The organism is Rhodococcus sp. P4_F3_2, from assembly GCF_056401335.1.
The window spans coordinates 239,149-254,999 of record NZ_JBFUJN010000019.1; the positions used below are offsets into that span (position 1 = coordinate 239,149).

Sequence of the window (15,851 nt, forward strand, 5' to 3'; positions counted from 1 at the left end):
GCTTTAGCTCCCTGAGGATGGAAAGCAGCGGGGGCATGGTTCGTCGAGCCCGTGCTGAGAACAGGTGGATTCATCCGCGACGGGTGAAGGTGGGCCGGACCATCCGTAGTAGGCGGATCCGAACTTCCCGGGGACGGGTACAAGTGGGGCTGGTCCTGCTTCGGTTCCTCGTTCGGTGGCTTCATCTGGGGCGGTGCGGGTTCCTCCGCGTCGACGTTGTCGTCGGCGGCGCGGGCGGGCGGCTGAGGGTCGGTCGGTGGTGGAGTCTGGGCGTGACCCTATTTCGTGACCCTGCCCCTGCCCTGCCCCTGCCCTGCCCGCGCGTGCGCGCCCGTCCGCGCGCACGAGCACACTTTCGGCGTTTGATTTATCTGTGATCCGCCCCAACTGATTTGGGGTTTGATCTGACTTGTTCGTCCCTGCGGCAGATGGCGAGACGGCGGCTTTGCCGCGATTGCGGATCGGTGCTGGTTGCAACACCATTTCAGCTTCTTCGGGGCGGCGGTTCGCCTTGTGTCGATTGCAGATTTCGCAGGCAACGACGATGTTGGCTGCGCCGGCGGCGAGGTTCGGATCAACGTGGTCGAGGTGCGGTCGGACCGGCGATTTCCTGTCGTGCCGGCGGACTTCTGTTCCGCAGTATCGGCATGCCGCGACGGTTGGTTTCGTCGGGTCGATGCAGTCCCGTGCCCACACCGCGGCGACGATGGCCGGCTCTTTAAGTTCCTTCGATTTCGCGCGCTTGGTTTTGATCTGTTCGGCGGTGCCGTAGCCGAATTGACTCCAGTCGTGGAACAACCATGACCCTGCTGCGACCGGTCCGCAGCGGCCACACTTGTGGCCGCGCGTGTGCCAGAGCCCTGCGTCCACCAGAAGGTGGGCGAGCTGGTCGGCGAGAGATGGGTTCAGAATGATTCGAAGGATGTCGGTACGCGCTACGCGGCCTTCGGACATCGATGCTTGCGAATCCGCTCCGGCGAGTGTCCACAATCCGATTGCTGCAACACCCATCGGATCACCGGACGCTGCCATCGCGGTGAGCTTGCGTGGCTTCTTGTTGACGGGCAGCTGGTCGTCGACCTGAAAGAACGGCACGTTACTCGTGACTCCTTGTCTTGTTTGGTGTGCAGTCGCACCCCGCCGTCCAGCAATATGGTCCGGCGGGGCCGACTACGTGCGAGTAAACGAAGTGCCCGCAATACACGCAGGGGAACTTGCGGGGATCGCGTTGGACCTCGAGCTCAACGAGATCGTCATCCATCCGTCGATGACGCCCACCGCGTTGGAATCTCGTCAAGCCACGCCTGCAGTCGTGCGATCACAGCGCGGGTCTGATTCGCATCCATGTGAGCTGCCACCGCTCCGTCTTTGCCGGGCTGGACTGAGCCGGGGGTCATGCTCATCCAGACGTGCGGCCCACTCGCAGCAGACGACTCGTACACCCGAACCTCTGCGCCGTAGTCCGTCGAGACACTGTCGCCATAGACGTGGAATCCGCGACTATTCGACGTAATCGGAATTCCGCTGAGACCTGTCTCAGGCTCAGGCGCTTTGTGCCATCGGCAGTGCGGGGCAGGCTCGTCGACTGGCTTTCCGCAACGGCAACGGTGGATCCCGTCGTGGAGGAGCGTCTTGTCGCACGATCCGACTCCACAATGGTTGGGATTGCGTAGGTGCGCTTGACCAACGGTGGATAGTGACTTGGGCTTCTGGTCGTCGATGTCCATCAGTAGTCCTCGCCTTCGTCCTCGATGTACTCGGTCCCTGCCGGTCTGACACCGAGGGTGCGAGCAATCGGCAAGAGCCACTGAGGTTTACCGAGGATACTGAGAACCGACACGGCATCTACTGCGTCGTTGTACTCAACGATGACGCGGGCATCGAGGTCGCCGGACTTCGACTTCGGGGCGAGTGTGATCGAACCGGAGTACTGCTTGTCTCCCGCCAGCTTGTTGGCGGTCCTGCGCAGCAAACTTACGATTCTCGTTTTCATCGGGGCATCCATTCGAAGTGTTCACACTGTTTGCGGTCGCTGTGGCCGGCAGAGCCTGGGTGTTTGATGTCTTTGAGTACGTGGACGTCGGTTCCGTTTGGCCCTTGGTCGCGCAGCCCCCAGACCGTTGTGCAGATGAGGTCGCGGAATTCGCCTTCGCGATCGGTCGAGGCTTCGACCTTCCCCCACGCTGGTTCCTTGGCGTTGGTGGCGAGGATTTCGTCTCGTTGGCGGCATGACCGCGCGCGCCACGGCATCAGTTGACTGCTCGCGGGAGAATCGCCGTGATCGTAATCTCAGGCGCGCCACCTGATCGCATACCGCTCTCGCGATGAGTAATCGACAGTTCGGTGTCTCGTGGCCACGAGACAGTTCCGTCAAGGAATGCTTGTAGATCAGCGAGTGTGAGGTTGCCGCGCTTGGCGAAAGTGGCTGAGGTTTCGATTTTCGGTCGCAGGTTCATCGTGCGATTCCTGTCTGTGCGAGTGTCGTGGCGATCCAGGCGGAGATCCGGAAAGCGACGAATGCGGCTGCGGCGAAGGTGAGTGCGAGGGCAGAGCCGAGCGCGAGGACGTCGGTGGCGGTCATTCGGACTGCTCCCCCACGTACCGGATGTATAGCTGCTTGCTGCGGACTGCGGCTTCGAAGTGAGGGCCGAATCCGCCTTGGCCTTTTCGGACTTTGCCTCCGAGGGTGTCGACGGATTTGAACGGGTCGTCTTTCGACGGCGAGTACTTGATCCACTTACCGATGTTCCGTTTGGCGAACTCGATGAGTTCCATTCGCACTCTTGGTGTTTGGGGTTCACGTGTGGGTCCGGTTGGTAGTTCGCCGACGAGGGTGAACGCTGTTGGCTTCGGGGATTCGGTGAGGATGGATTCCAGGTCTTGTCCGCGTCCGCGCATGTCGAGTCGCTCACGCCAGCTGGGGTCTTTCAACGCGGCCGGCGGCTGTGGGCCCTCCCCCGTGAGCAACGGATTCGGCCACACCGGGATCCTGGCTGTCGTATCGACTGTCACTTCGTCGGTGGTCGAATCACCCACCTCATTTTTGTGTTCGGAACCGGACTCTTCACTGCTCACCGGTTCGCGATTCTCACGGGCTTCTTCGCGGCGTCGCCGGCGTTCTTCTGCGGCATCGGATTCTGCGACGGTCTGGTACGTCATGGGTTTCGTCTCCATTCTTTGGCGTGGGGGCAGTCGACGAAGTGGGATTGGTAGAGCGGGTATCCGGCCTCTGCCATGGCGGTTCGTTTCGTGCCGGTGACGACGGCGGCGTAGAGGTTGCCGGTTTGTTCGTGGAGTGCGAGGTTGCCGCTTGCCGTGGGTGTGGGATTGACGGGCATCAGCGCGTCACCTTTGGCAACTGTTTTCGCCCAGACGATTTCGGCGCGGCAGGACTTGCATCTCTGTGTGGCGGGGAGTTCGGATGGCTTCACTGCTGCTCTCCGTTCGCTATCTCGAGGAGGACGTCGGCGTGGCAGGGTTGGTCGAGCGGGCACCAGCAGGCGAGGTCTTTGCCGGCCAAGTGGTCACGGATGTCGTAAACGTGGCCGCGCATGTACGGCGACGCGAGACGTTTGCGGTAGATCTCGATGACCTGTTCGCGGGTGGCGAGTTCGATCCGGTGCCAGGTGATCGAACCGTCTGGGTGATGGAAGGCTTCGTCAGCTCCGGTGCTCTTCCCGCTGCGACCCTCGTGTTCCCATTCGCTTCCATCGATGGCGGGTATCCGGATTTGTGTCTCACCGATGGTGTACGGGTTGCCGAATCCGGACCCTCGACCGACGTAGACCGCACCTTCCGGCATCGTCCAGCCGCGAGTCCGCCGACGCTGAATTCGTTTCGGTGCGCTCACTTTTCCTCGTTTCGTTTGACGGCGATCAGGTTGTTCGGCATCCATCCCGAGCTGCGGATGTGTTGGCCGTCGGCGCCGGTGGCGTGGAGGGTGTAGCGGATGTCGCCGTACTGGTTGGGTTGTGAGGTGACGCCGGTGAGGGTGGCCCAGCAGCGGACCCAGACGAGCCGTCCGAGGAACCGCGGGGCGAGGTCGCCCGGGTGTACGGATTGGCAGATGCGGCGGTGGTTGTCGAGCAGCTTCTCGTCGTCGGTCCGCGGTTCCGGGTAGGTGTCCGGGTGGCGAAGGCCGTCGACGTCGAACAGGGCGGCGGTCATTCGCTGTCACCGCCCGCGGTCTGGTCGAGAAGGACGAATGCTCTGCTGGCGAGCCGTTCCACGGTCATGGTCGTTTCGCGCATTGGTTCGGTGACTCGATCACCGTCCTGCTGGCGAATGACGGTGCAGGTGACCATCGTCTTGCCCCACTTGTCCACTGCGACGTTGTCGACGCGGAGCGTGCGCACGTGAACCTCGCGAGCATCTCGCCATAGCTGTCCGGCGATCACGGGCGCGGTGGTGCCTCGAATTGCGCGGGCGGCAGTCATCGGGGGCCCTTCTCGAATTGGTCGGAATGGTCGCGGCGGAGCTGGATGAATGTTTGGGGTGGGATGTGGTGGCCGGCGAGTGTGTGGATGTCGAGGTGGTCGAGCATCGCCGGGATGTCGGTGGTGGGGGTGACGTAGGCCTGTTTGGTGGACTGCTCCGGGCTGATTGAGCAGTCGAGGCAGCGGAGCCAGCCGTTGGCGGCGATGACGTGGACGTCGGAGCCGTCGCGGTCGGGAGTCGCGTAGGTGGTCATCAGCCGCGACCGAGGCTGAAAGGCTTGCCGGCATCGAAGGGCCTGTAGGTCAGCGCGTCGTGCCAACGCATTACCCAGTCGGCATCGCCCATCGCGGTATGCCGCTCGTCTTCGCTGGGCGGTTCGACGTCGCAACTCGACGACAGTTCGTACGACCGGTACGGAAGTTGTGCAGCCTCACGGAAGTCGAAGAGCCCGGATTCGTGGGCGCGTCCGTGGAGCCAGCCGAGTGCCATCGATGGCAGGTCGATGAGGTGGTAGTCCCAGCGGGGCATGAGTCCGTGGCGTCGGAGCATCGCGTCGAGGGTTACCTCGTCGAAGTTGATGTTGACTCCGGCGAGCTGCGCGTCGGCGGTGAAGGCCTCGACCTGTCGTGCTGCGACTGATTCCGGTAGGTAGCCAAAGCTCGCCGCGACGTGTGAGTTGTGTCGTTCGCGGAAGCGTCCGATGTCGAGTGCGCTTTTGTCGGCATGGGAGAGGTCGACGTCGACGATCTGGATGAGCAGGCGGGCGTCTTCGCATCCTGGTGCGCGGCGGATCATGGCGATTTCCCAGGGGCGGCGGGTGTGGGGGTGGAGTCCGGTGGTTTCGGTGTCGAGGAAAACGATGGCACTCATTGGGGGTGTCCTTCGGTTATCGGCGGGCGAGGTTCGGGCGGCAGGTGGGGCAAGCAGCTGGCGGGCCGTGGAGGTCTTCGGGCAGCCATCCCTGGATGCAGTCATCACATTCGGCTTTTCGGGCGGGAGAATCGATCTGGCGGGGCGGAAGCGCCAGCCAGGTTCCGATCCATGCCTTTGCGAATCCGGCTGGGTTGTCGGCGCGGTGCTGGCTTCGAGCGGAGGCGACGAGCGCAGGGATGCCGTAGGTGAGGATCAGCGTTTCGATAGTCGCAATCTCGGTGGCGCTGAGTTTGTCGAACCGGGCGCTGAGGTTGGCTGCGCGGATTGCAGTTTCGAGATCGTGGATCGGCTGCGGCGGCTCGCTCGCGGGTGCGCGGTGGTGAGTTACGTCTACAACCGCAGCCGCAGCAGTTTTTTCTTTTTCTTCTTCCTGAAGGTGGTCTTCTTTAAGAGTGTTCTTCTTAGTACTTCGATTTGCCACCGGTGGTAAATCCATCGGTGGMAAATCGACTGATGGTGAATCCTCCATGAGTCGATTTTCGACTGATGGTGTTGTACTGGGTGTTTCAGCAGATTCAACGTCTGCCGATACTTCTGCCTTGGCAGGATCGACGATCATGTACTTCGTTCCGCTGCGTCGTCCGCGTGCATCGCGGGTCCATTCACGGACGAGGTAGCCGGACTCTTCGAGTTCGCTCAGTCCAGCTTTGAGTGCGGCGGGGCCTTCGGGTCCGGTCTTGGCGAGGTGCTCGATCGAGGTTTGCCATCCGGCGCGGTGGCCCATCAGCTCTACGAGGAGGCCGCGAGCGCGGCGGGAGAGACGCGTGTCGCGCATCCATTGGTTCGGGACGATGGTGAAGCTGTCACTGGGTAAGTCGTATCCGCGTTCGAGGATCATGCAGATTCCTCGTTTCGGTGGGTGCGGATGTTGTTGTTGCTCACTGGTTTGCTCCCGGGGCAGCGGTTACAAGCGTGGAAGGTGTGACGGTGTGCCCGCAGACGGAGAGGGTCTGCGGGCMCACCAGAGATGAAGCGATGGATCAGATTGCGTTGATCTCGGCGGGGGCTGGCCCGCTGGCGACGACGATGCTCTCGAAGCGTTCCGCGAGTGCGGTGACGACGCTGTTGAATGCCCGCTCTACGAACTCGTCCGGGCGGTCGAGCTTGTACCCGATCTTCAGGCCTTCCTGCGCGGCTCGGTGGCGCAGCCGAGCGGAGATTGCCAGAATCTCACTGCCCTTGAACACTGCCAACCCCAGGTTAAAGATCTCCGGGATTGCGAGCTGGCCCTTCTCGCCCGCCGTTGCTCCCGTCTCTTCGGTGTAGACGAAATTCACGTCCCCGTTGGCCAGGCGACGCCCGGACTCGAACTTCACTGTGCGTGTCGCCTGGAAGGATTGAGCTATCTCGAGCAGATCAGCGGCCGGCGGACTGACGATCGCGGACAGGCCGTCTTCGATGTGTTCGGCGAAGGCCAGCTGCCCGACGAGCTTCTCGTCGAGGTCGCTCCAGTGCAGCCATTCCGGGGTCTTGGTGAGCACGAGCTGGATTCGATGATCGCGCCACCCGGTCTCGTTGAGGACGGCGGTCACGGTGGAGCGGTTCACGTCCGCAAAGATCACCGTGTCGGCGTAGGCCGGGACAGCACGGCCGACCAGGTTGATGAACGAACCGAGATCAGTGACCTGGGTGAGGCCGCGAGCGCGGCGCGGGTTCGGCAGGAACTTCTCGTACGAATCCGTGTGACGAGTTTCGCCGTCACGCAGGACGAACGACTGGACGGCCGTGCTGTCCGGAACGACAGGCTGTGCGCGCTCGACAGCAACGAAGGCAAGGTCCGCAACGGCAGCGGATTCGGTGTTGTAGATATCGACGGGTGCGTTTCGTGTCATGACAGTCGGTCCTTCGGGTTGTGGTTGAGTGCAGCGACGTTGTTGAACTGCAGCGCAGTCTGATTCGGGTCGTCGCGGGTGAGTCCGCCGTTGCCGTCGGTGAACCAGAACGATTCCTTGCGGTCGAAGGCGGGGACGGTGACCTTCACGTCGTCCGCGATCTGGATAACCTGTTCGTTGTTTTTGGGGCGGTACACCTTCAGAGTGAGGGTGATCTTTCCCATCCGGCCGGTGTGTTCGACACCGCGGACAACTTCGTTGAGTGCTGCGGTGAGTTCGTTACAGACAGCTCCGCGGTTGAGTTCAGTGATGAACACACCGAAGTCGGTGGGTTCGTGATCGGCGGACGGTTCGCTCACGGGGATCTCCTTTGTTGGGCAGGGGTTAACGGAATCTGCTGCGTCGAGGTAGAGGCAGATCGAGATTGAGGTGTTGCGGGCGGGGATTGAAGGGCCTTCGCGCAGTGCAGGTTTCGGAGTGACGAACGTAGAGCTTCGCGTTGTCCGCGAGGGCTGCGTACAGCTCGGTGCCGGTGAGTACCTGGCCGTAGACCACTTCCCTGCCCTGCTCGCGCTCGAACCGCTTGATCACGGTTCCGCGTGCATCGGGGTAGATGTCGAGCGGAATCCAGCCACCCTGGCGGGTCATCGATTTCGCCCACGTGATTTCCGACTTGCACTTCTTGCACTGCGCGGCCATCACAACTCCAGAACGGGGAACCCGTACGCGGCCCACCCGATTGCACCGAAGGTGCAGCCAAGCGAGGCGAGAGTGAACCAGCCAGACCAACCCAAGCTGTCAGGGTTGCGGCGGTGACGGGAGCGGCGGTGCTGGGTTACAGTGGCTTTACTCATTGGGGAGAAGATCCTTTCGGGGATTCAGTGAGATGGCGGGCCACACCGGGCAAGGGTTGGCCCGCTTTCGCTATCTCTGGGGCGGTTGAACCGGCGACACCAGCAGCGTCCGACCGTCGGGGCCGGGAACGGTCTTACAAACGGGTGCCGTGATGTCGCCGGGGATCAGGTGGCGGCGAGCGGGGTGGGGTGACCTTCGCTCGCCGCCGATATCCCCGCGCCTGCCGATGAGGGGGCGGCGACTGGGGACGGATTCAGTAGGCCCAAGGTCAGGGCGAAGGCCTCGATGACACATTCGCCTGTGAGCGCCATCAGCTGCAGAGTTGTGTACTGCAGCGACTGCCGCTGCACACCGGCGACGATGGCGTCGAGATCGCACTCGGCGTACGGCGCGCTCACAACGAGTCATTTCGGGATGAACTCGACAAGGCTGGATCCTTCGCAGCCCTCTCGATTGCACCGCGAGTGAAGATGTACGCCCCGTTCGGCCCCGGCAGCTTTCGTACGTACTCGAGTTCACCCCGATCCGCCAGGCGCTGAACCGTGCGCGCTGACTTCTTCAGGATCAGACCAGCCTCTGGGCTCGTCAGAATGTCACTGTCGGTCATGCGATAACTATGATGCATTGCAGCATCACATGCAAGTAGTTACATCCGTGCGATATCTAGTTTGCGCCGGATGCACGGAAGTGGCTGGAGTTACAGGAAGTGGTCTTGACGCATGTCCGACATCTGCCACATAATGACTTCATGAGCGAGCAGACATTCGCACTCAACGTGCCCCCGGTGACCCTTGGATGGCGCATCAAATTGGCCATGGACTTTGGCGACGTGAAGAGCGTCGACTTGGAAGAGCGCTTCGAGGTCAGCCGCGGAACTATCAGCCGCTGGTGCCGCGATATTGGGCAGCCGCCCAAGAAACTGTTTCTGAATGAGATCGCGGTCATGTGCGGTGTCTCGTCAAGATGGCTTATAGACGGCAAAAACCCCCACCCGGATACAGATCCGAATGGGGGTTCTACGCTCCCCCGGCTGGACTCGAACCAGCAACCGTCCGATTAACAGTCGGAAGCTCTGCCAATTGAGCTACAGGGGATTGTCTTGCTCGCTTCGCCCGTTCCGGCGTTGCCTGAGAAACTGTAGCGAATCCTCCACCGAAGTACCAAATCGCCTGCCCAGCGAGTCATCAGGCAGGATGGAGTCAGGACGATCGGTGCTGGAGGGAAGCAGGAATGATGCGTTTGTTGATCGGTGTTGCAGCTGGGTACGTCCTGGGAACCAAAGCGGGCCGCGCACGATACGAGCAGATCAGCCGGGCCGCGAAGGCGGTGGCCACTAGTCCGGCCACAAAGAAGGTGTTGGACGCGTCACGGCAGAAGCTGGCCGACTCACTGAGTACTCAGCCCAAGCTCGAGCCGATGAAGCCGATCAACGAGGAGACCACGATTCTGGTCCCCCACGACCAGTTGAAGAAAAACCGCTAGGTCAGACGCTTTGGTCGCCGACAGCCTGCTCACGCCCGCAGCAGGTGAAACGCGTTGAAGCTTGGATTTGAGGTCGGCAACCTGCTCGCCCACCCACGCTTCCTGCAGTCGTGCGAGCACTCCGTTGATGTAGCGCGGAACCGTGTCTTCGTCGCACGGCATCGGTTCGACGGCCAGCTCAGATACAACCGAGGCCACCGTCATGTCCTCGACGCCCTTGGTGACGACTTCGATCCACTCGGCGCCACCGAGCCCCTTGCTCGTTCCACCGGCGTCAGCCATTGCCTGTCTGATGACAATGTAGGCGGGGTGGGTGAATGTCTCGGGAGGCAACGAGTCGAAGACACTGCCGGCGATGCCAGGGTGCTGCAATGCGGCCTTGAGGACAGCTCGCTGCGTCGAGAGCGCCGGATCGTTGGGCCGGGGCCTGGAGATTCCGATCGGCAGCGCAAGCGCATCGGCGGCAGGTGCCTCGACAACCTGACGACGCTTGGGCGCCGGTGAAGATCCGCGCGTCGACGCCCGTTTGCGAGCTTCGTCACGCACGCGTCGTCGAACCGACGGAAGATCGTCCCAACCGACCCATCCGCACAACAGATTCGCGTAGCTGTCGCGCAGAGTTGATTCCTTGATCTGCGCAACGACGGGGACGGTACGACGCAGTGCCTCGACGCGACCTTCAGCGGTCTCCAGATCGTGTTCGGTGAGGATGGACTTCACCACGAACTCGAACATCGGAGTGCGCCGTGCCACGAGGTCGCGAACGGCGGCGTCACCAGACTTCAGACGCAGATCGCACGGGTCCATTCCGTCGGGCGCGACGGCGACGAACGTCTGCCCGGCCATCTTCTGATCACCCTCGAACGCCTTCATCGCAGCGGCCTGCCCTGCGGCATCACCGTCGAAGGTGTAGATGATCTCACCGCGAAAGTAGCTGTCGTCCATCAGGAGTCGGCGGAGCATCGCGAGGTGCTCCTCACCGAAGGCGGTTCCACACGAAGCGACGGCGGTCTTGACGCCGGCCAAGTGCATCGCCATGACGTCGGTGTAGCCCTCGACGACTACCGCCTGGTGCCCCTTGGCGATGTCGCGCTTGGCGAGGTCCAAGCCGAACAGGACCTGAGACTTCTTGTAGAGGATCGTTTCCGGCGTGTTGACGTACTTACCCGGCATGGTGTCGTCGTCGAAAAGCTTGCGGGCACCGAAGCCGATGACGTCACCGGCGACGCTGCGGATCGGCCACAGAAGACGGCGATGGAACCGGTCGATCGGACCTCGTCGCCCCTCTTTGGACAGCCCGGCTGCTTCGAGTTCCTTGAATTCGAAGCCCTTGGACATCAAGTGTTTTGTGAGAGTGTCCCAACCTTCGGGCGCGTATCCACACCCGAACTGCAGTGCTGCGGCACCGTCGAAGTTTCTCTCGGTGAGGTAGTCGCGAGCCGCCTGGGCATCGGGTTCGCGCAGACGAGCGGCGTAGAACTCCTGAGCCGCCGCGTTTGCCGCGATCAAGCGTGCACGAGTGCCGCGATCGCGCTGAACGGACGGCCCACCACCCTCGTACGAAATCGTGTAGCTGAGCCGATCCGCCAACTGCTCGACAGCCTCGACAAAGCTGATGTGATCCATCTTCTGCAGGAACGAGTACACGTCCCCGCCCTCACCGCAGCCAAAGCAGTGGTAGAGGCCGTGGTTGGGTCGCACGTGGAACGACGGCGACTTCTCGTCGTGAAAGGGACACAGACCTTTGATCGAATCGCCACCGGCACGCTTGAGTGAAACGTATTCACCGACGATGTCCTCGATGCGAGTGCGTTCGCGAATGGCCGCGATGTCTCTGTCAGAAATTCGGCCCGCCACGTACATCAGTCTAGGCGGTCCCCCGGCACCTCCTGACAACGATATGTTGATGGCCGACTCTGCACCGCAGCGATGGGACCGACGATGACTGAAAACGCCTCAAGCTCGCACGAAGGGCGATCAGGAACCCGATTCGGCGTGTACGAGTTGCGTCGCCTCCTCGGCCGAGGCGGAATGGGTGAAGTGTACGAGGCGTACGACACCTCGAAGGATCGCCTGGTCGCACTCAAGTTGCTCCATCGCGAACTTGCGGCCGACCCGTCATTCCAAGCTCGTTTCCGCCGAGAATCTCGCACCACCGCCGCCTTGAACGAACCGCACGTGATCCCGGTGCACGACTGGGGCGAGATCGACGGAGTCCTCTTCATCGACATGCGTTTGGTCGAAGGTCATACGTTGCGCGCCGAGTTGGCCGAATTCGGCCGACTCACGCCTGTACGAGCCGTCGACATCGTCTCGCAAATCGCCTCGGCGTTGGACGCCGCACATGCCCGCGGGCTCATCCATCGCGACGTCAAACCAGACAACATCATTCTCACGAACAACGGCTTCGCCTACCTCGTCGACTTCGGAATCGCATACTCACAGACGGACACGAAGATCACCACCGAGGGAAGCGCAGTCGGTTCCTATGCGTACATGGCGCCGGAGCGGTTCGGAATCGAAACGCCGACGGCCGCAGCGGATGTCTATTCCCTGGCTTGTGTCCTCTACCAATCACTCACCGGAACAACACCTTTCAACACCACAAGCATCGAGCATCTGGTCAATTCGCACCTGAACGCTCCGCCGCGACGCCCCACGCTGACGGTTCCATCGCTCCCGCAAGGTTTTGACGCCATCGTGGCTCGCGGCATGGCAAAGGATCCCGCACACCGCTATCCGACTACGGGAGCGCTCGCACTCCAAGCGCGGCAGGCCCTCTCGACGACCGACACCCCCGGTGCCGCCGGCAAATTGCACCCCACGATCGTCGCGCCGCCCATCTACACCACGGCGAATCCCGCTCACGGGAACTACACGCACATCGCGACAAAGACCAAGCGAAACCGAGCCCCGATCGCGATCGGTGCGGCTGGAGTTGCACTCGTTCTGGCCGCAGGAGGCACGGCGGCCTGGGTGATGCGGGAGAACTCGGGACCCGAATCACCCACCACTGCAGCAGCTTCCATCGCCACGTCGGCACCGGCACCCACCCAGGAGCCGGCCAGAACGCCGAAGCTCGAGCCGCTACCCACCGCCGGACTGCAGGCGACCACGACCACCCGGGCGTCGAACCCGTCCGCGAGAAATGGCGACCTCGGGGTCAGCAAGCCGATCACCGTCCCCTCGTGCAAAGGAACCGGAATCGTGGTGTTGGCCAATGCCACCGATCCGGCAACGTACGCCAGCGAGATCCAGAACTACCTCGACGCGTTCCCCGGCTCGAAATACCTACGCACAGACCAGTCCTGCCCGTCACTGCGTCAAGTCTCCGATTCGGGGACGGCGATCTACACGGTGTATCGCGAATCCGGGAACACCGAGTCGAAGATCTGCAAGGACGTTCGCGCAGCAGGCGGCGACGCTTACGGCAAGTGGCTCGATACCACTACCGACCCGTCGACGCGGATGACCTGCTGAAGGCGTAAGCGGCTCAGCCCCAGCTGGCCTGCGCGCCCAGGCTCGCTTTGTCCACCCGTTCCAGCCGACTCTCCGTGTACGACGCGATCTGATCCACCACTACCCGGACCCGAGCACCGTCGTCCGCGGCGCGTTCCCACGCGGGCAGCAGGATCGGATCGAGCCCGGCCGGCGCAGTCGCCAGCAGCCATTCCGCGACGCGGTGGACACGATCACGCTGCCGATCCTGACGCGCCTTGTGTCCGGCGTCGGACATCACGTAGTACAGCGCCACGGTCTTGAGCAACGCCACCTCGGATGCGACGGCCTCGGGTATGTCGAGGTCGGCTTGATACCGCGAGAGGGGTCGGTCACCGTGTGTCAGCCGGGTGCTGGCGATCGCCGCGGTAGCGAAGCGACCCACCAATTCACTCGTGAGATTCTTCAACGCGACGGAACTTCCGAGTGTGCCGTCGAAACTTCCGACCCCGCGTACGACGGGGAGTTCGGACAACCGTTGAGCGGCGTCGATCAGATCGTCCACTACCAATCCCCGAAACTCGGAGGCCCCCAGTTCTGCCAGTGCGCGCTGCTCGGACGGATCGGCAAGCGAGCGAAGGTCGATACGGCCTGCGATCACCCCGTCCTCCACGTCGTGCACGGAATACGCGATGTCGTCGGCCCAGTCCATGACCTGAGCTTCCAGGCATTGCCGACGCTCGGGCGCCCCGTCTCGAACCCAGGCGAGCACCTCTGCGTCGTCGTCGTATGCCCCGAACTTCGCGCCGGGCTGCGGCCGGGTCCAGGGGTACTTGATGGCTGCGTCGAGTGATGCCCTGGTGAGATTGAGGCCGGCACTCAGACCGTCGGGGCGCAGGATCTTGGGTTCGAGGCTGGTCAGTATCCGCAGATTCTGCGCGTTGCCCTCGAAACCTCCGCAGTCCTTGGCGACTTCGTCCAGGGCTTTCTCGCCGTTGTGACCGTACGGCGGGTGCCCGATGTCGTGCGCGAGACCGGCGAGGTCCACCAGGTCCGGATCGCAACCGAGTCCGTCGGCGATCCCTCGCCCGATCTGTGCGACCTCCATCGAGTGCGTCAACCGCGTGCGAGGTGTGTCACCGTCGCGCGGGCCGACAACCTGGGTCTTGTCGGCCAAGCGCCGCAAAGCCGCGGAGTGTTGGACACGCGCCCGATCTCGCGAGAAGTCCGAACGATGCTGCGCCGCTGCGATCTGCGAACCCGGCAATCCCGCACGCTTCGGCGCCTCGACGACACTACGTTCGAGGTCGTGTTCGGAGTAGGTGCCGCCTCCGTAGGTGGTGTGAGCTGTCATGGTCTCTATTGCCCTGCCGTGTAGGGGAAGTCTGCGGAGAAGTGCGTGAGCTGATACCAGAGCAGCGCGCCGGTTTCGCGAGCGATTCCGTGCAACTGGGATTCGCGGGTGAAGACAGCCGGGCCCTGACGAGTAGGTGCGGTCCACGCCTGGAGTCCTGTGTCGCGGGCCATCGTCCGCGTTCGCAAGGAGTGCCACGGGTCACTGACCAGGACAGCGGAATTGATTCCCTGCGAGGACATCTCGGCGCTCACCGCGTCGATACTGAGAAGTGTGTCCGAACCGGTCTCCACTGCGGTGATCGCACTCGACGGAATTCCGCGATCGGTCAGATACATCTTTCCCGACGCCGCTTCGGTGTACTCGTCACCTTCTTGTTTACCGCCGACGGTGATGATCTGCGGCGCCACTCCGCGCTTGTACAGCTTGTACGCCTGCTCGAGTCGGGCCTCGAAGACGGATGACGGAGTGCCGGAATACTGAGCCGCGCCCAGAACAACTATCGCGTCGGCCGGCCGCGTGTCGTCGATGCGCGCCACCTGCCACACCCGGAACGCAGTACCCCCGACCAGAACCACGGCCATCAACACGGCACCGGCGATCAGTCGGCGCGTCCAGCGAGCCAATCCTGCCCCGAAGCCGCCCGCCCGTGAGGGTGATGGGTCGTGGGGGCGGTTACCGAAAGCAGGTTTCACTCCCGCAATTCTGCCAGTTCGCGGCGATCACCTCCGATGCCGACGCGCCACAACGGATAGATTTGCGTCATGGCCCTCGCACCACACTTCTCGCAGTTGTCCTCGGTAGAGCAGAGTCGGACAATCACCCGACCCGTTCGCCGTCGGGGAAGCGCCGCCGCCGTCGCTGCGATTTTCGCTTTGCTGGCGCTCGTCTTCAGTCCTGCGCTCGCCTCGGCAGACGCCCCGATGGTGTTGCCGAATCACATCACCGACACCTCCGGGGTTCTCGACGCCGGGCAACGCAGCGACATACAAGCCGCGATCGATCAACTCAGCGAGGACCACCAGATCGATCTGTGGGTCGCGTTCGTCCCCGATTTCAACAACCTGGGTGGCCAGGCGTGGGCACAGCAGACAGCCACGAAGTCGACGCTGAGTACCAAGTCCGTCCTGCTTGCAGTTGCCACGGCGGAGCGTGCTTACTACCTCGACGTCCCCGCTGAGCTGAGCAACATCACCGATTCCGACATCGAATCGATCAATTCCGACGCGGTGGAACCAGCTCTCGCCGAGGATGATTGGACCGGCGCGGCAATTGCCGCGGCTGGAGCACTCGGCGACGCGAACAACACGAGCGGCGGAATGGGAGTCGGAACACTCCTCATCGCGGGCGGCGCTGTGGTGGTCGGGACGGGCGGTGTGGTCMTGTACTCACGTAAGCGCAAGAACGACAAGAACAAGGCAAGCGTCGAAGCCGCGAAGAACATCTCCCCCGACGACATCGCCAGCCTCAACGCACTCCCGCTGCCGACGCTCGACGAACGCGCGAAGGAGATCCTCGTC

At 62.6% G+C, this 15,851-nt stretch carries 25 protein-coding genes and 1 tRNA gene; 3 read left to right on the top strand and 23 right to left on the bottom strand.

Features of this window, described 5'->3' with window-relative positions; translation table 11 throughout:
* Positions 1–3: 3 nt before the first annotated feature.
* The 20 genes from AC1DWA_RS21125 to AC1DWA_RS21220 all read right to left on the bottom strand — a co-directional run bounded on the left by AC1DWA_RS21125 (position 4) and on the right by AC1DWA_RS21220 (position 9,151).
* The gene (locus tag AC1DWA_RS21125; RefSeq protein WP_477846978.1) at positions 4–1,095 is read right to left on the bottom strand and encodes an HNH endonuclease; all 1,092 of its coding nucleotides are present in this window, start codon (positions 1,093–1,095) and stop codon (positions 4–6) included.
* A 158-nt stretch (positions 1,096–1,253) separates the two neighbouring features.
* On the bottom strand, positions 1,254–1,727 hold the full coding sequence (locus AC1DWA_RS21130) for a hypothetical protein (RefSeq protein WP_477846979.1): 474 nt from the start codon (positions 1,725–1,727) through the stop codon (positions 1,254–1,256).
* Positions 1,727–1,993 carry a hypothetical protein gene (locus AC1DWA_RS21135; protein WP_477846980.1) on the bottom strand — a complete coding sequence of 89 codons (267 nt, stop codon included), beginning with the start codon at positions 1,991–1,993 and terminating at the stop codon, positions 1,727–1,729. Before AC1DWA_RS21135 ends, AC1DWA_RS21130 begins: the two co-directional genes overlap by 1 nt.
* Positions 1,990–2,250, bottom strand: a complete 261-nt coding sequence (locus AC1DWA_RS21140; protein WP_477916980.1) for a hypothetical protein — start codon at positions 2,248–2,250, stop codon at positions 1,990–1,992. Before AC1DWA_RS21140 ends, AC1DWA_RS21135 begins: the two co-directional genes overlap by 4 nt.
* A 202-nt stretch (positions 2,251–2,452) precedes the next feature.
* Positions 2,453–2,581 (bottom strand): hypothetical protein, encoded by a 129-nt coding sequence (locus tag AC1DWA_RS21145; RefSeq protein ID WP_477846981.1) that lies wholly within the window; start codon positions 2,579–2,581, stop codon positions 2,453–2,455.
* Positions 2,578–3,159, bottom strand: coding sequence for a hypothetical protein (locus tag AC1DWA_RS21150; protein WP_477846982.1), 582 nt, complete (start codon positions 3,157–3,159; stop codon positions 2,578–2,580). Before AC1DWA_RS21150 ends, AC1DWA_RS21145 begins: the two co-directional genes overlap by 4 nt.
* On the bottom strand, positions 3,156–3,431 hold the full coding sequence (locus tag AC1DWA_RS21155) for a hypothetical protein (protein WP_477846983.1): 276 nt from the start codon (positions 3,429–3,431) through the stop codon (positions 3,156–3,158). The genes AC1DWA_RS21150 and AC1DWA_RS21155 overlap by 4 nt, the downstream gene beginning before the upstream one ends.
* Positions 3,428–3,895 carry a DUF4326 domain-containing protein gene (locus AC1DWA_RS21160; protein ID WP_477846984.1) on the bottom strand — a complete coding sequence of 156 codons (468 nt, stop codon included), beginning with the start codon at positions 3,893–3,895 and terminating at the stop codon, positions 3,428–3,430. Before AC1DWA_RS21160 ends, AC1DWA_RS21155 begins: the two co-directional genes overlap by 4 nt.
* Entirely contained in the window at positions 3,847–4,167 is a 321-nt protein-coding gene (locus tag AC1DWA_RS21165; protein ID WP_477846985.1) for a hypothetical protein, read from the bottom strand. The genes AC1DWA_RS21160 and AC1DWA_RS21165 overlap by 49 nt, the downstream gene beginning before the upstream one ends.
* Positions 4,164–4,436: a hypothetical protein gene (locus AC1DWA_RS21170; RefSeq protein WP_477846986.1), complete on the bottom strand. Its 273-nt coding sequence runs from the start codon at positions 4,434–4,436 to the stop codon at positions 4,164–4,166. Before AC1DWA_RS21170 ends, AC1DWA_RS21165 begins: the two co-directional genes overlap by 4 nt.
* On the bottom strand, positions 4,433–4,690 hold the full coding sequence (locus tag AC1DWA_RS21175) for a hypothetical protein (protein ID WP_477846987.1): 258 nt from the start codon (positions 4,688–4,690) through the stop codon (positions 4,433–4,435). The genes AC1DWA_RS21170 and AC1DWA_RS21175 overlap by 4 nt, the downstream gene beginning before the upstream one ends.
* On the bottom strand, positions 4,690–5,307 hold the full coding sequence (locus AC1DWA_RS21180) for a 3'-5' exonuclease family protein (RefSeq protein WP_477846988.1): 618 nt from the start codon (positions 5,305–5,307) through the stop codon (positions 4,690–4,692). Before AC1DWA_RS21180 ends, AC1DWA_RS21175 begins: the two co-directional genes overlap by 1 nt.
* Before the next feature lie 16 nt (positions 5,308–5,323).
* Complete coding sequence (locus AC1DWA_RS21185; RefSeq protein ID WP_477916981.1) at positions 5,324–6,208, bottom strand: hypothetical protein; 885 nt, start codon at positions 6,206–6,208, stop codon at positions 5,324–5,326.
* Positions 6,209–6,350: 142 nt separating this feature from the next.
* A complete protein-coding gene (locus AC1DWA_RS21190; RefSeq protein WP_477846990.1) occupies positions 6,351–7,202 on the bottom strand; it encodes a DUF2303 family protein in 852 nt (283 codons plus the stop codon).
* Positions 7,199–7,561 carry a hypothetical protein gene (locus tag AC1DWA_RS21195; protein ID WP_477846991.1) on the bottom strand — a complete coding sequence of 121 codons (363 nt, stop codon included), beginning with the start codon at positions 7,559–7,561 and terminating at the stop codon, positions 7,199–7,201. The genes AC1DWA_RS21190 and AC1DWA_RS21195 overlap by 4 nt, the downstream gene beginning before the upstream one ends.
* A 25-nt stretch (positions 7,562–7,586) precedes the next feature.
* Entirely contained in the window at positions 7,587–7,901 is a 315-nt protein-coding gene (locus tag AC1DWA_RS21200) for a hypothetical protein (protein WP_477846992.1), read from the bottom strand.
* Positions 7,901–8,056, bottom strand: coding sequence for a hypothetical protein (locus tag AC1DWA_RS21205; RefSeq protein WP_477846993.1), 156 nt, complete (start codon positions 8,054–8,056; stop codon positions 7,901–7,903). The genes AC1DWA_RS21200 and AC1DWA_RS21205 overlap by 1 nt, the downstream gene beginning before the upstream one ends.
* A 165-nt stretch (positions 8,057–8,221) precedes the next feature.
* Complete coding sequence (locus AC1DWA_RS21210) at positions 8,222–8,455, bottom strand: hypothetical protein (RefSeq protein WP_477846994.1); 234 nt, start codon at positions 8,453–8,455, stop codon at positions 8,222–8,224.
* The gene (locus tag AC1DWA_RS21215; protein WP_477846996.1) at positions 8,452–8,664 is read right to left on the bottom strand and encodes a helix-turn-helix domain-containing protein; all 213 of its coding nucleotides are present in this window, start codon (positions 8,662–8,664) and stop codon (positions 8,452–8,454) included. The genes AC1DWA_RS21210 and AC1DWA_RS21215 overlap by 4 nt, the downstream gene beginning before the upstream one ends.
* A gap of 414 nt (positions 8,665–9,078) precedes the next feature.
* Positions 9,079–9,151 (bottom strand) — tRNA-Asn (locus AC1DWA_RS21220).
* Positions 9,152–9,287: 136 nt separating this feature from the next.
* Between AC1DWA_RS21220 and AC1DWA_RS21225 the strand changes: the two genes are divergently transcribed.
* The gene (locus AC1DWA_RS21225) at positions 9,288–9,539 is read left to right on the top strand and encodes a hypothetical protein (protein ID WP_003941570.1); all 252 of its coding nucleotides are present in this window, start codon (positions 9,288–9,290) and stop codon (positions 9,537–9,539) included.
* On the opposite strand, the gene dnaG is transcribed toward AC1DWA_RS21225, so the two are convergent.
* Positions 9,444–11,396, bottom strand: coding sequence for a DNA primase (gene dnaG, locus AC1DWA_RS21230; RefSeq protein ID WP_477916983.1), 1,953 nt, complete (start codon positions 11,394–11,396; stop codon positions 9,444–9,446). The genes AC1DWA_RS21225 and dnaG overlap by 96 nt on opposite strands.
* An 84-nt stretch (positions 11,397–11,480) precedes the next feature.
* Between dnaG and AC1DWA_RS21235 the strand changes: the two genes are divergently transcribed.
* Complete coding sequence (locus AC1DWA_RS21235; protein WP_477916985.1) at positions 11,481–13,019, top strand: serine/threonine-protein kinase; 1,539 nt, start codon at positions 11,481–11,483, stop codon at positions 13,017–13,019.
* Positions 13,020–13,032: 13 nt separating this feature from the next.
* Here the strand turns inward: AC1DWA_RS21235 and AC1DWA_RS21240 are convergent, their stop codons facing one another.
* Both AC1DWA_RS21240 and AC1DWA_RS21245 read right to left on the bottom strand, forming a co-directional pair.
* Positions 13,033–14,331, bottom strand: a complete 1,299-nt coding sequence (locus tag AC1DWA_RS21240) for a deoxyguanosinetriphosphate triphosphohydrolase (protein WP_477847002.1) — start codon at positions 14,329–14,331, stop codon at positions 13,033–13,035.
* Between the two features lie 5 nt (positions 14,332–14,336).
* The gene (locus AC1DWA_RS21245; protein WP_007731109.1) at positions 14,337–15,026 is read right to left on the bottom strand and encodes a YdcF family protein; all 690 of its coding nucleotides are present in this window, start codon (positions 15,024–15,026) and stop codon (positions 14,337–14,339) included.
* Between the two features lie 69 nt (positions 15,027–15,095).
* On the opposite strand from AC1DWA_RS21245, the gene AC1DWA_RS21250 reads away from it, so the two are divergent.
* The coding region (locus AC1DWA_RS21250) for a TPM domain-containing protein (protein ID WP_477916987.1) at positions 15,096–15,851 on the top strand (756 nt) is incomplete at its 3' end.